The following is a 13,958-nucleotide window of genomic DNA, read 5'->3' as shown; positions in this document are numbered from 1 at the left end:
CTGGCCGGTCTCCTTTAGAAGAGCCCGCGCGGCCGGGCGCGCTTCGGGATGTACCGCGGTCCCGGCTTCGGCTGCTCGCCGCGGATCCGCGCGAGCGCGGCTTCGAACGCGGTGAGCACGTCGGCGACGAAGACGAGCCGGCCGACACCGAGCCGTCGCAAGGCCGCGCCGTGGTCCGCGGCAACCGTGGCCGCGACGCCGAGCAGCAGCACCCGCCACGCGCCGAACACCGCCGCCCGGGCGGGCTTGGCCAGCTCGCGGAAGGCGACCTCGAGCCGGTGGCAGTGGAACGGCACGTGCCGCTCCTCATCGGCGAGGATCCGCGCGGCGACCTGCGTGACCAGCGGATCGCCACCGCCGTCGCGCAGGGCGCGGTAGTACCGCAGGGCGACGACCTCGGCGATGAGCAGCACCATGAGCTCCAGCCGCAGCCCGAGCGCCCGCCGCAGCTTGACGAACACGGTGTCCGACCAGTGTTTCGCGATGGTCGGCACGCCGGCGGCGGCCAGCAGTCCGGCGAGCATCCGGGCGTGGTTCTGCTCCTCGGCGACGAACAGCTTCACGGCGGCGAGGTAGGTGTCGTCCCCGGCGGCTTTCGCGATCAGGTTGGCGCCGTCGCCGGCTTCGCCGACCTGGAACCGCTGGATGCTTTTGGCGACGTCGGGGTGGAGTTTCGCGCCCCGTTCCCAGGGCGGGTCTTCGCGTTGACTACGGCGTTCGGCTTCGGTTTCGAAATCCTGGAGCCAGTGTGCGTACGTCATCGGTCCGATGATGCCGTGCGGCTGTGGATGCGGTGGGCAGCTCCCGTGGAGATCCGGTGAAGATCGGGACGCAAGTCGTCACCTTGTGCCGCCGGCCCCCGGGCGCGCACGCTTGACGGGTGCCGAGGACCCCGCCTCAAGCCAGACACCGGACCATCGTCGTGATCGATGTCGAAGGCTACGGTGCCCACCGGCGCACGAACCGGCATCGGATCGCCATCCGGCAGGGCGTGCACGAGCTCACCGAGGCGGCTTTCGCGGCCGCCGGGATACCGTGGGAGCGCTGCGACTGCCGCGATCTGGGCGACGGCTTGCTCATCCTCGCGCCACCGGAGATCCCGAAGTCGGACATCGTCGACGCGATGCCGGATCAGCTGGCCGCGGCCGTCTCCGCCCACAACGCGTCAGCCGCTCCGGAAGAACAGGTCCGCCTTCGCGCCGCCATCCACGCGGGCGAAGTCACCTACGACGACCACGGCGTGGTCGGAGCGGCGGTCAACTTCACGTTCCGCCTGTGTGATTCACCCGCGCTGAAGTCCGAACTCGCTACCGCACCCGGGGTCCTCGCCGTCATCGTCTCCTCGTGGATCTACGACGAAGTCGTCCGCCACGGGCCGCCCGAGCGGGTCACCCGGTACCGGGAGCGCGCCGTCGCGGTCAAGGAGACGAACACCGTCGGCTGGATCCAGCTGCCGGGCCAGGGCGGCTCTTCGCCCGCCTCGCCCCCGACGAGGGTGGATCAGTTCGAAAGCTGGCAGTACAAGGCCTACGTCAACCACGACCAGCTGTTCGGAACCGACAAGCTGATCGACATCATCGTCAGGTCCACCGGCAACGTGCTCGCCGACCAGGTGACCAGCATCGTGGGGGCCGGCGGGATCGGCAAGACGGCCATCGCCTACGAAGCCGTCCGCGAGTTGCGCCGCCGAGGCCACTTCACGAAGGTCGCCTGGACCTCGGCGGCGAATCCGCAGGCGACCGGCTGTTCGGTGACCACCGAGGGATTCACCACGGTGTACTGGCTCGAACTGCTGCGGGACCTGGCCGCTCAGCTCGATTTCGACCTCGGTCCGAGCCGCACGCTGTGGGAGAGCGAATTCGCCCGTCAGGTGGCGGGCCTCCCCTCCGGCGATCAGCTGCTGGTCGTCGTCGACAACCTGGAGACGCTCCCCGACGCCACGGACGCCGTCGGGCGGCTCCGGCGGATGGGTGTCTTCAAACCGCACGCCCTGCTGGTGACCACTCGGTGGGAACTGCAGTCACATCTGCCCGACATCGCGGAGTTCCGCGTCCGGCCGCTGAGTCCGGAAGACTCCGTCCTGTTCATCAAACACCTGAGCATGGCCGACCCGGACCTGCAGGAAGCCGGCGACCGGGCCCTCGCCCCCATCCTGGACGCGACCGAGGGGAATCCCTTCCTCATCAAGCTCGCGGTCCAGCAGTACCTGTCGAGCCATCGGCCACTCGACCACGTCCTGCGTGACCTCAGGGATCTGCGGGCGGCGTCCGGCGGCGGAGAGGGTCTCGCCGAAACCGCCCGGTCGTACCTGTACACCGCGTCGCTCCAAGAACTCGAACGACGGCGCGGGACCGCCGACGCCGACGCGCTCCTCGCGTCCTTCTGCGTCAAGGGCAGAGGCGACTCGTTCCACTACGACGAACTCGAGCAGATATCGGGCATCCAACCGGCGGCCGGCTTCCTCGCCACCCTCAGCACGGCGTGCCAGTTGTCGATCGTCACTTCGTTCGGCGATGGGTCGATCGACCAGCTCCGACGCCGGTACACCATCCACAGCCTGCTCTACGACTTCACCTGCGGCATGTCGTGAACTCGCTGAAGGAGCGCATCGGAAGCCACGCGGAAGCCTGCACCAAACGAGCGCTGAAGCACTACGGCAACGTCTTGCGGACGGCCTTGGCCGACGGGCAGTTCCCCATGCGAGTCGACTCGCTGGTCGCGGTCCTGCGGACAGCCACCAAAGGCGACTCCGCACGCTACGACGACGAACTCGTGCCGTACGTGGGTGCGCTCGTCGAAATCCTCGCCAATGTCGGCCGGGGAAACCAGCCACACCGCGAAGAAGGCCTGATCGAGCTGTTCGAGACCACCTTGACCCAGCTGCACGCACGCGGAAACCGGACGACCGACATCCGGCTGCTGCTGGCGCGCTACAGCGCGGCGCTGTCGAACGGCGGGCGCCGGCGGCTCGAGATCATCCGCTCCGCCATCAGCGAAAGCCGGGACGCCGACGAAAAACTGCGCGCCGTGCTCGTCCTGGCCAAGTACCACATCGACATCAGTGACTACGACGCGGCATTCCGGTACCTCGACGAGTGCGAGGCGCTGGCCGAAGAGGCCGGCACCGGCCGCTTCGAGATCTACGACGTCCACACCACCCGGGGAATCGCGTTGTTCTACAACAACATCCGGCTGGCCCGCCACAGCCTGGCCCGCGGTGTCTCCTGCGAACTCGCCTCGAGCTCCCCGGCCGTCTGCCGGGCGACCGCGTCCGCGCTGCACTACCTCGGCCGGATCCAGGCGACCCGTGGCGATCACCGCGGCGCGCTGACCCACGTGGTGGCCGCTCAGCACATCAAGGACACGCTGAACCCCGAATCGGGCCAGCTGGGGTTCTTCCACCTGAGGACGGGGGAAATCCTGCTCGCCGCCGGAAACACGAGCGCCGGGAAGGACCACCTGCGCGAGGCCGGCCGCCTCTTCCACGACGTTCATTCGCGGAGCACCGCGGAGGCGCAGCTCAACAGCACTCTCGCGGGTGTCGCCGCGGCCGAAGGAAACACCGCCGCCGCCGAGAAGCTGTTGCACGAAGCTCTCGCTTCGGCCCGGCGCGACAACTACCCCCGCGGAGAGCTGCTCTTCAGCCTGCAGATCTTCCTGCTGCAGCTGCGCCGCGGCACGTTGATCGCCGCCGTCAAGACAGCCACCGGCGTCATCGGGGTCGTCCGGCGCACCGAGCCCGGCGAGTGGCGGTGGATCTTCCGCCGGGTGCGGGTCTCGAGCTTCGCCTTTCTGCTCGCCTTCCTGCGACCGGGGAAAAGGGCAGAGCCACCGTCCCCGCCGCAGTGTCCTTGCCCGATCCACCGGAATGTGCCCCTGGCGGAACTGCTCGACGAGGTCAAGGCAGCTCTACCGCCGACGACGTGACCCGGCGGGCTCCGTCTCCCCCGCCGGCGCGACCTCCGCTCTGGCGAGGGACACGGTGGAGCTCAGGATCAGCTGCAGCCGGACGTGGCGCCGCAGCCTTCGCACGCGTAGCAGGAGCCGGCCGGGCGCATCTTCGTTCCGCACGTCATGCAGAGCGGGGCGTCCGCCGCCTTGCCGAGGCGGAGCTCCATCAGCTCCGTCGTCGTCCGGGCTTCGCGGTGGGGGTGCTCCGGTTCGTCCGCGTGCGGCTCCGGTGAGGCGTCCACTGTGGACTGCAGGGCCTCCAGGTCGACGCCGGGGTTGCCGTACGTCGCCTCGACTTCGGCCGACCGCTCGTCCGCCGAGAGGATGCCCAGCTGGGAGCGCTTCTCGTACGGCAGGTAGTCCAGGGCCAGGCGGCGGAACAGGTAGTCCATCACGCTGGTCGCGATGCGGATGTCCGGGTCGTCCGTCATGCCCGCCGGCTCGAAGCGGAGGTTGCAGAACTTGGAGACGTAGAACTCGAGCGGGATGCCGTGCTGGAGGCCGACCGAGATCGACATCGAGAACGCGTCCATCACGCCGGCCAGCGTCGAGCCCTGCTTGCCGAGCTTGACGAAGATCTCGCCGAGGCCGTCGTCCGGGTACGAGCCCGCCGTCAGGTAGCCCTCCGCGCCGCCGACGGTGAACGACACCGTCTGGCTCGGGCGCTTCTTCGGCAGGCGCTTGCGCACCGGGCGGTACTCGACGACCTTCTCCGGTTCGGCCGCCGCCGATTCCTTCTTCGCCGTCGACAGCGGCTGGCCGACCTTGCAGTTGTCGCGGTAGATGGCGAGGGCCTTCAGGCCGAGCTTCCAGCCCTGGAAGTAGATCTCCTCGACCTCTTCGACCGTCGCCGACTCCGGCATGTTGACCGTCTTGGAGATGGCGCCGGACAGGAACGGCTGCACCGCGGCCATCATCCGGACGTGCCCCATCGGCGCGATCGAGCGCTCGCCGACCGCGCAGTCGAACACCTCGTAGTGCTCGGGCCGCAGCCCCGGCGCGTCGACGACGTGGCCGTTCTGCGCCACGTACTCGACGATCGCCTCGACCTGCTCGGTCAGGTAGCCCAGCGCCTCCAGCGCGCGCGGCACCGTCTGGTTGACGATCTGCATCGAGCCGCCGCCGACGAGCTTCTTGAACTTCACCAGCGAGAAGTCCGGCTCGATCCCGGTGGTGTCGCAGTCCATCATGAAGCCGATGGTGCCGGTGGGGGCGAGCACCGACGCCTGCGCGTTGCGCCAGCCGTGCTTCGCGCCGATTTCGATGCCCTTCTGCCACTCCTCCGTCGCCAGCGCGCGGACCGCGGCGTCGTTGGAGTGGTAGGTGCGGACGAGCTCGTTCGCCGCCGCGTGCTTGCGCATCACGCGCTGGTGCGCTTCGGCGTTGCGCGCGTAGCCCTCGTACGCGCCGACGACCCGGGCCATCTCCGCCGAACGCCGGTAGGACACGCCCGTCATCAGCGACGTGATCGCCGCCGCGAGCGCGCGGCCGCCTTCGGAGTCGTACGCGTGACCCAGCGCCATCAGCAGCGCGCCGAGGTTGGCGTAGCCGATGCCGAGCTGGCGGAACTTCCGCGTGGTGTCGGCGATCGGCTCGGTCGGGAAGTCCGCGAAGCAGATCGAGACGTCCATCGCCGTGATGACGAACTCGACGGCGCGGGCGAACAGCGGCGCGTCGAAGGTGCCCTCGGGGGTGACGAACTTCAGCAGGTTCAGCGACGCCAGGTTGCAGCTGGAGTTGTCGAGGTGCATGTACTCGCTGCACGGGTTCGACGCGGTGATCCGGCCCGACTCCGGGCAGGTGTGCCAGTCGTTGATCGTGCCGTCGTACTGGATGCCGGGGTCGGCGCACTCCCAGGCGGCCTGGGCCATCGTGCGGAACAGCTTCTTCGCGTCGGTGCGGTCGATGACCTCGCCGGTGAGCCGGGCGCGCAGGCCGAATTCGGTGCCGTTCTCGACCGCCTGCATGAACTCGTCGGTCACGCGGACCGAGTTGTTCGCGTTCTGGTACTGGACGGAGGAGATGTCCGCGCCGGAGAGGTCCATGTCGAACCCGGCGTCGCGGAGGACCTTGATCTTCTTCTCTTCGCGCGCCTTGGTCTGGATGAACTCCTCGATGTCCGGGTGGTCGACGTCGAGCACGACCATCTTCGCCGCGCGCCGGGTGGCGCCGCCGGACTTGATGGTGCCCGCGGACGCGTCGGCGCCGCGCATGAACGAGACCGGCCCGGACGCGGTGCCGCCGGAGGTGAGCAGCTCCTTCGAGGAGCGGATGCGGGAGAGGTTCAGCCCGGCGCCGGAGCCGCCCTTGAAGATCAGGCCCTCTTCGCGGTACCAGTTGAGGATCGACTCCATCGTGTCGTCGACCGCGAGGATGAAGCAGGCGCTGACCTGCTGCTTCGACGGCGTGCCGACGTTGAACCAGACCGGGGAGTTGAAGCTGAAGACCTGGTGCAGCAGCATCCAGGTGAGCTCGTGCTCGAAGATCTCGAGGTCCTGCGGCGCGGCGAAGTAGCCGTGGTCGCGCGCGGCCTTGACGTAGGTGTGCACGACCCGGTCGATGAGCTGCTTGAGGCTGCGTTCGCGCTGCGGGCTGCCGACGGCGCCGCGGAAGTACTTGCTGGTGACGATGTTGGTGGCGTTGACCGACCAGAAATCGGGGAACTCCACGCCGCGCTGTTCGAAGTTGACCGAGCCGTCGCGCCAGTTCGTCATGACGACGTCCCGCTGCTCCCAGGTCACCTGGTCGTAGGGGTGCTGGCCCTCGGTGGTGAAGACGCGCTGAACGCTCAGCCCGCCGGCGGTCTTGCCCTTCTTGCCGGCGGCCGCGCGGGCCCCCGTTCCCACGGTTTCCGTCATCGGTTGAACCCTCTCCCGCAGCGGGACGGCTCAGTCGCCGTCTTCACGCTGATCGCTCTCCTCGTGGGCAACAGAACCCGCCATGGCCTCACGGAGGTCGGCGATCTCCTTCTCGAAGTCTTCGACCGAGGAGAAGGACCGGTAGACACTGGCGAACCGGAGGTAGGCGACCCCGTCGAGCTCACGCAGCGGGCCCAGGATGGCCAGGCCGACCTCGTGACTCGGGATCTCCGCCAGCCCGGCGGAGCGGATCGACTCCTCCACGCGCTGCGCGAGCTGCTGCAGCGCGTCGTCGTCGACCGGCCTGCCCTGGCAGGCGCGGCGGACGCCGCTCACCACCTTGTCCCGGCTGAACTGTTCGGTGACGCCGGACCGCTTGACGACGGCGAGCACCATCGTCTCCGACGTCGTGAACCGCCGTCCGCACGACGCGCACGAGCGCCGCCTGCGGATCGCCTGGCCTTCATCCACCTCTCGGGAGTCGACGACCCGAGAGTCCGCATGCCGGCAGAACGGGCACCTCATCCGCCGATCACCTTCCCCTCCTCGCCGGCCGCCCGCGGTCGACGTCCCCGCGGCCACCGCGCACCCCTGCACTTGGTGATCGTTTTGTGGACATCCGGTGGGTAAACGCCGACCAGCTGTGGACAACTGCTGCCCAGTCTACCCCAACCTGTGGACCAACTACAGCGGTGTAACTACTACATATAGCGGGCGAGCGTAGAACTCGGCGGGGGCGTGCGCAAGCGACGCGGCCGGGTTCCACCTCGGCCGGGTGAGACCGGCGCGGCGCGTCCGGCGGGGCCGGAACGGCGGTGGCGAGGGGGTCGCGGGGTGCTCGCCCTGGTCGGGGCGGGGTTGGTCTGTTCGGGTGGCACGGCGGGACGCTTCAGGCGGCCTTCGGATCGGGCGGGCGGGTGGTTTCGGCGGGCGGAGGTTTCACCGGGCCGGGTGATTTCGCGGCGGCCGTCCGCGGCGCTCGGCACCAAGGCCGGAACGACATGCGCAAGGCACGCTTGCCCGGGGTGCGGCCCGGACTCCGGGACAACACCGGCCATCACCGCAGCAGTGCAGCGCAAGGCCTGCTTACTTGGGCGCTGCCCGCGCTTCGAGCCGACACCGGCCATCACCGCAGCGGTGCAGCCGACCGGCACCGGAGCCGTCACCGCCACCCCGCGGTGCACCACTCATCCCCGCGGGGACTTACGGCGCCGGGACGTCGGCAACCGGGACCGTGAGCGGCAGACCGGGCACCAGCACGGCCTGATCCAGGCGGTTCAGCTCCTTGATCCGGGCGACCACCGCGCCCGGCTCGCTCTCCGGGGCGAATCGCGCGGCCAGCGACGCGAGCGTGTCGCCCTGCTCGACCGACACCGTCGCGGTCCGCTCGGGCACCGGGGCACCCGGCGCGCCGCCGCCGAAGAGCCCCAGCCCGGTGACCACCAGGCAGCTCGCGACGGCGAGCGCGGCGAGCCACGGCCAGCGCACCGGCACCCGCCGCGGCGCCGCGCAGGGGGCGCCGGCCGGGCGGCGGCCCGCCACGACCCGCGCGCGCGTCGGCGGGCGGTGCACCTCGCCGCGGCGACCGCGCAGGACGCGCACGGGACGGAGGGGCGCCGGGACCGGGGTCGCCGGGCGAACGTGTCCGCGTTCGGCCAGAATGGACATCCGAACCTCCTCGAAACCCTGTGTCCGCCCGTTTCCCGGACCGGAGGCCCGTGGATCAAGGTCGAACAGGCGTTCTATCGAACGCCCGTGCGAAGGTCTACCACCTGCCACCGACAAAATCGAGCGGACACGGCGTGTCGATCGAACAGATGTTTGAAATCGTCGTGCCCGGGGGCTAACGTCGGTGACCAGGGCATCTGCCGGGCAGATGCCGCCCGGCGAGGCTGCCCGCACCCCCGCGGGCGGTGGCCGGCGCGAAGATACGTGCAGCGAACGTCTGGGAGGCGACGCAGTGGCGAAGGAGAACAAGGCGGGCAGGACCAGTGGGTCCCCCGGCGGCTCGGGCAAGGTGCACGCCATGCCCGAGGTGTACGACGTGGACGAGACCCTCACCGTCCGCCAGCAGCAGGTGCTCGACGTGATCCGCTCGTGGGTGAGCCGGTTCGGCTACCCGCCGAGCGTCCGCGAAATCGGCGAGGCGGTCGGGCTGACCTCGACGTCGTCGGTCTCGCACCAGCTGCGCGCCCTGCAGCGCAAGGGTTACCTCCGCCGGGACGCGAACCGCCCGCGCGCGGTCGGCGTCCTCTCGGCGACCGACGACAACCCCATGGGCATCGAGATGGACCAGCAGCCGGTCATGCCGAAGGCGGCGTACGTGCCGCTGGTCGGCCGGATCGCCGCCGGTGGCCCGGTGCTGGCCGAGCAGGCCATCGAGGACGTCTTCCCGCTGCCGCGGGAGATCGTCGGCGAGGGCGAGCTGTTCCTGCTGAAGGTCACCGGCGACTCGATGATCGACGCGGCCATCACCGACGGCGACTGGGTCGTGGTCCGCCAGCAGCCGGACGCGGACAACGGCGAGATCGTCGCGGCGATGATCGACGGCGAAGCCACGGTCAAGACGTTCAAGCGCAAGGGCGGCCACATCTGGCTGATGCCGCACAACGAGGCGTACGAGCCGATCCCCGGTGACGACGCCACGGTGCTCGGCAAGGTCGTCGCGGTCCTGCGACGCCTCTAGGGAGCGCCCGGGCTTTCGCACGGCCCGGGAGATTCACCGGATCGGATGATCTTCGGCCGTGGGGAGCCGAAGGTCAGCGGCGGGTTCGGCGGCGCAGCCTGCTGAAGCCGAACCAGCCCAAGCCGACCACCGCGACCGTGATCCCGGCGGCAGGCAGGATGGGAAGCCCGGACCCGTCCTCCGCCGAGCCGGCTGACGCGCCGGTGGCGGTCGAGGTCGTCCCCTTCGCCGGTGCGCCGGACTGCGCGGCCGATGCCGCCGCGCCCCGCACCGCGCGGAGGGGCTGGCCCACGCCTTCGCTGCCGGAGAGCAACGTCCCGTCGGGGTCGAACGCGATCGCCTCGCCCTGCTTCTCCCCCGGCAACGGGATCCGCACCGGAGTGCGCTGCAGCGCCGCCGGGACGTCGCCGTCCGGCGCCGCGTACAGGTACGCGTCCGTGTAGGTCCGCAACGCGATGACGCTGCCGTCGGCCGTCGAAGCGCCGCCCGTCACCAGGACCGAGCCGATCGAGCCCACCGGGCCGCCCTGGGTGTCCGTCGTGGCGATCTTCACCGTGCCGACCTTCTCCAGGTTGGTCGGGCCCGGGCTCGCCAGCGGCCCCGAAGGCCGGTACACGCCGGCTTCGCCGAGGATGTCCTTGGTGATCAGGTACGGCGTGCCCGCCTTGTCCATGATCAGCGCTTCGGTGTCGTGCTGGCCGTCCGGGTAGGTGAGCCGGTGCAGCGTGACCTTGCCCTCGGGACTCATCTCCAGCAGCGCGACCGTCAGCCGGCCCATCTTGTTGTCGCCCGTGTCCGACAGCCACAGCCGGCCGTCCGGCGTGCGGGCCAGGTCTTCGACGTCGAAGGGGTCGGTCTTGTCCGTGAGGACCTTCTGGACCTTGCAGTCCCGGCCCAGCACGAACACCTGGACCTTGCTGCCGCCGTCGTTGATCGCGTACAGCTTCGCACCGTCGGAGACCAGGCCGGACAGCTCGTCGATCCGGGGGTCCTTCACCGTGCACAACGGTTCCGGAGCCGCCGGGGCCGCCGAAGCGGGCACCGACCCGCTGAACACGGCCAAGAAGACCAACGCGACGACCCAGCGCACCCAGCCACCTCCGTAGTGTGCGGCTCTTCGTGCCGCACACTACGGAGACGTGTCAGGCCCTGGTCGAGTTGGTCTCGTACTCGCGCAAAGCCGCCGCGAGGTCCGGGCGGACCCGCACCAGCAGGCGCGTGCCGTCCTCGGCGTGCTCCTCTTCGAGGACCTCGCCGTCCGCGTGCGCCCGCGCGACCAGCTCGCCGCGCGAGTAGGGCACCAGGACGTCGACCGTGACCTCCGGCCGCGGCAGGCGGTCGGCGATCACCTCGACGAGCTCCGCGATGCCCGCCCCGGTCCGGGCCGAGACCTGCACCGATCCCGCCAGTGCGTGCCGCAGCCGGGCCAGGCTGACCTCGTCGGACGCGTCGGTCTTGTTGATCACCAGCAGCTCCGGCGGGAGCGGCTCCTTGCGCTTGCGCGTGATCTCGCCGAGCACCTCGCGCACCGCGCTGACCTGCTCTTCGGGTGCCGGGTCGGACCCGTCGACCACGTGCACGAGCAGGTCCGCGTCGGCGGCTTCCTCCAGCGTCGAGCGGAACGCGTCCACCAGCTGGTGCGGCAGGTGCCGCACGAACCCGACGGTGTCGGTCAGCGTGTAGCCGCGGCCGTCCGGGGTCTGCGCGCGCCGCGTGGTCGGGTCGAGGGTGGCGAACAGCGCGTCCTCCACCAGCACCCCGGCCCCGGTCAGCGCGTTGAGCAGGCTCGACTTGCCGGCGTTGGTGTAGCCGACGATCGCCACGCTGGGCACCTCGTTGGCCAGCCGCCGCCCGCGCTTGGTTTCGCGGATGGTGTCCATGGCCGCGATCTCCCGGCGCAGCTTCGCCACGCGCTTGTTGATCCGCCGCCGGTCGGTCTCGAGCTTGGTCTCACCCGGACCGCGCAGGCCCACGCCGCCGTTCGCGCCACCGGCGCGGCCACCGGCCTGCCGGGACAGCGACGCACCCCACCCGCGCAGCCGCGGGATCAGGTACTGCAGCTGGGCCAGCTCGACCTGCGCCTTGCCTTCCTTCGACCGGGCGTGCTGGGCGAAGATGTCGAGGATCAGGGCGGTCCGGTCGATCACCTTGACCTTGACCTTCTCCTCGAGCTGGCGCAGCTGGCCCGGCGAAAGCTCGCCGTCGCAGATCACGGTGTCGGCGCCGGTGGAACCGACGATGTCCCGCAGCTCCCGCACCTTGCCCGAGCCGATGTAGGTGGCCGGGTCCGGCTTGGTCCGCCGCTGGATGAGGCCTTCGAGGACCTCCGAGCCCGCCGTCTCGGCCAGGCGCGCCAGCTCGGCCAGCGACGCCTCGGACTGCAGGGCCGTGCCCTCGGTCCACACGCCGACCAGCACGACGCGCTCGAGCCGCAGTTGCCGGTACTCGACCTCGGTGACGTCGTCCAGCTCCGTGGACAGTCCCCTGACCCGGCGCAGCGACGCCCGGTCCTCGAGCTCCATTTCGCCTGTCGACGGGTCGCCGTCGTACAGGTCGTCGTCGTGGTCTTCGGTGTGTGTCAGTTCTGTCATCGTGCCTCCATGTTCCCACGATTCGCCGCGGGAACCGAACTTTTACGTGCTGGGATAGGTGGCGAGGTAGATCGCGGTGCGCTCGGCACCGGGACGGCGTGGGCGCGACTGGAACTCCTCGAGCAGGGCGTTGAGCCGCGTTTCCAGCTCCGCCCGCTCCTCGGGGGCCACCTGGACGACCAGGCGCGACTGGTGCACGCCCTCGAATCCGGTCTCGGCGATCTCGGCCAGATAGGCCTCGAGAACCGCCTGTTCCACGTCCTTGTCACCGCATGAGTCGAGTGTCCACGAAAGCCCCGTCGAAAGATACGGAATTTCCTTGGCGCCCCGGGCCCCGCGGCGCGGCGGCTGCGCGGCGAGGAAGCCGGTCTCGACGAGTCTGCGCACGTGGTGCAGCGTCGTCGCGGGATCCCGGCCCAGCCTTTCGGCGAGCTCCTTGTTCGTCAGCGCCTCCGAGAAGGTCAACCGGATGATGCGCAGCCGTATTCCGGAGGCCAGCGCGGCGGCCTCGGCTTCGGTCGCGGCACGTCGTTTCGCAGGGAGCACGGCGCACAGCTTAGAGCGAACAGTGATTGACACTTTCCAATCACTCCCGGCACACTCGGGACCATGCACAGGGGGTCACTCTTCCGGCACGCCGACTTCAGACGGCTCTGGGCCGGCGACACGGCCAGCCAGTTCGGCGTCTTCGTCGGCACCACCGCCGTTCCGCTGCTCGCGGCCGTCACGCTGGCCGCGACACCGTTCGAAATGGGCCTGCTGACCGCGGCCGAGACGATCGCCTTCCTGCTGATCGGGCTGCCCGCCGGGGTGTGGGTGGACCGGCTGCGCCGCCGCCGCGTGATGCTCACCGCCGACTTCACCCGCTTCGCCCTGCTGCTGAGCGTGCCGGTCAGCTGGTGGGCGGGGGTGCTGACGCTCGCCCAGCTGCTGGTCGTCGCGCTGTTCGTGGGCATCGCCACCGTCTTCTTCGACATCGCGTACCAGTCCTACCTGCCTTCCCTCGTCGGGCGGGAGCACCTCCTGGAAGGCAACGCGAAGCTGCAGGCCGTCCAGTCGACCGCGCAGATCGCCGGGCCGAGCGCGGCCGGCGTGCTGGTCCAGCTGGTGACCGCGGCGAACACCGTGCTGGTCACCAGCGCCGGCTTCCTCACGTCGGCCCTGTGCCTGCTGCGCATCCGGACGGTCGAACCCGAACCGGAGCGCGGCGGCCACGCCCGCCTGGCGCCGCAGATCGCCGAAGGACTGCGGTTCGTCTTCTCCGACAAGCCGTTGCGCGCCATCGTGGGGACGACGGCGACGGCGAACTGCTTCGGCGGCGCGTTCACCGCCGTGCAGGTGCTGTTCCTGACGCGGACGGTCGGGCTGCCGCCGGCCGCGGTCGGCGTGCTGCTGGCGGTCGGCGGTGCGGGCGGCATCCTCGGCGCGCTCTGCTCGGGCGCGCTCACCCGGCGGATCGGTCAGGCCCGGGCCATCTGGCTGGTCCCGCTCTGCACGATGCCCGGGCACCTGCTGATCCCGCTCGCCGCGCCGGACTGGCGGCTCGGGCTCGCCGCGTTCGGCGCGGTCGCCGGCGGGTTCGGGATCATCGTCTACAACGTCGCCCAGGTCACCTACCGGCAGGCGATCTGCCCGGAGCGGCTGCTCGGCCGGATGAACGCCAGCGTGCGGTTCGTCGTCTGGGGCACGATCCCGCTCGGCGGGCTGCTGGGCGGCGCGCTCGGCGAAGGGCTGGGGCTGCGCGGCGCGATGTGGGTGGCGGTGGCCGGCGAGGTCGCCGCGGTGCTGTGGGTGGTTTGCTCGCCCCTGCGGCACCTGCGCGACCTGCCGACCGAGGCGAAAAGCGGTTCCGGCGCCGCCTAGAGTTGGGTG

General features: G+C 70.3%; 11 protein-coding genes. 4 read left to right on the top strand and 7 right to left on the bottom strand.

What is annotated here, in order from left to right; genetic code table 11:
* Nucleotides 1-14 precede the first annotated feature (14 nt).
* Nucleotides 15-761 carry a ferritin-like domain-containing protein gene (locus ISP_RS12715; protein ID WP_013224270.1) on the bottom strand — a complete coding sequence of 249 codons (747 nt, stop codon included), beginning with the start codon at nt 759-761 and terminating at the stop codon, nt 15-17.
* 161 nt (nt 762-922) lie between these two features.
* Here ISP_RS12715 and ISP_RS12710 point away from each other — a divergent pair, with 161 nt between their 5' ends.
* Both ISP_RS12710 and ISP_RS12705 read left to right on the top strand, forming a co-directional pair.
* Nucleotides 923-2,590 (top strand): NB-ARC domain-containing protein, encoded by a 1,668-nt coding sequence (locus ISP_RS12710; protein ID WP_013224269.1) that lies wholly within the window; start codon nt 923-925, stop codon nt 2,588-2,590.
* Nucleotides 2,587-3,927 (top strand): hypothetical protein, encoded by a 1,341-nt coding sequence (locus ISP_RS12705; RefSeq protein ID WP_013224268.1) that lies wholly within the window; start codon nt 2,587-2,589, stop codon nt 3,925-3,927. The genes ISP_RS12710 and ISP_RS12705 overlap by 4 nt, the downstream gene beginning before the upstream one ends.
* 68 nt (nt 3,928-3,995) lie before the next feature.
* Here ISP_RS12705 and ISP_RS12700 read toward each other — a convergent pair whose 3' ends face one another.
* The 3 genes from ISP_RS12700 to ISP_RS12690 form a co-directional block, all read right to left on the bottom strand.
* Entirely contained in the window at nt 3,996-6,809 is a 2,814-nt protein-coding gene (locus ISP_RS12700; protein WP_013224267.1) for a vitamin B12-dependent ribonucleotide reductase, read from the bottom strand.
* A 30-nt stretch (nt 6,810-6,839) separates the two neighbouring features.
* On the bottom strand, nt 6,840-7,334 hold the full coding sequence (gene nrdR, locus ISP_RS12695; protein WP_013224266.1) for a transcriptional regulator NrdR: 495 nt from the start codon (nt 7,332-7,334) through the stop codon (nt 6,840-6,842).
* Between the two features lie 678 nt (nt 7,335-8,012).
* Nucleotides 8,013-8,477 (bottom strand): LysM peptidoglycan-binding domain-containing protein, encoded by a 465-nt coding sequence (locus ISP_RS12690; protein ID WP_013224265.1) that lies wholly within the window; start codon nt 8,475-8,477, stop codon nt 8,013-8,015.
* Nucleotides 8,478-8,835: 358 nt separating this feature from the next.
* On the opposite strand from ISP_RS12690, the gene lexA reads away from it, so the two are divergent.
* Nucleotides 8,836-9,495, top strand: coding sequence for a transcriptional repressor LexA (lexA, locus tag ISP_RS12685; protein ID WP_049878229.1), 660 nt, complete (start codon nt 8,836-8,838; stop codon nt 9,493-9,495).
* A gap of 73 nt (nt 9,496-9,568) precedes the next feature.
* On the opposite strand, the gene ISP_RS12680 is transcribed toward lexA, so the two are convergent.
* The 3 genes from ISP_RS12680 to ISP_RS12670 are packed head-to-tail and all read right to left on the bottom strand — an operon-like array spanning nt 9,569 to nt 12,632.
* Nucleotides 9,569-10,585, bottom strand: coding sequence for an SdiA-regulated/phytase-like domain-containing protein (locus tag ISP_RS12680; RefSeq protein ID WP_013224263.1), 1,017 nt, complete (start codon nt 10,583-10,585; stop codon nt 9,569-9,571).
* Between the two features lie 52 nt (nt 10,586-10,637).
* Nucleotides 10,638-12,086 (bottom strand): GTPase HflX, encoded by a 1,449-nt coding sequence (hflX, locus tag ISP_RS12675; protein ID WP_013224262.1) that lies wholly within the window; start codon nt 12,084-12,086, stop codon nt 10,638-10,640.
* A 42-nt stretch (nt 12,087-12,128) separates the two neighbouring features.
* Entirely contained in the window at nt 12,129-12,632 is a 504-nt protein-coding gene (locus ISP_RS12670) for an ArsR/SmtB family transcription factor (protein ID WP_013224261.1), read from the bottom strand.
* Between the two features lie 63 nt (nt 12,633-12,695).
* Here ISP_RS12670 and ISP_RS12665 point away from each other — a divergent pair, with 63 nt between their 5' ends.
* The gene (locus ISP_RS12665; RefSeq protein WP_013224260.1) at nt 12,696-13,949 is read left to right on the top strand and encodes an MFS transporter; all 1,254 of its coding nucleotides are present in this window, start codon (nt 12,696-12,698) and stop codon (nt 13,947-13,949) included.
* Nucleotides 13,950-13,958: the final 9 nt, after the last annotated feature.

Source organism: Amycolatopsis mediterranei (assembly GCF_026017845.1).
Taxonomy (GTDB): domain Bacteria; phylum Actinomycetota; class Actinomycetes; order Mycobacteriales; family Pseudonocardiaceae; genus Amycolatopsis; species Amycolatopsis mediterranei.
The sequence above is the reverse complement of the archived record's forward strand: the minus strand, read 5'-3'. Positions and strand labels throughout refer to the sequence as shown.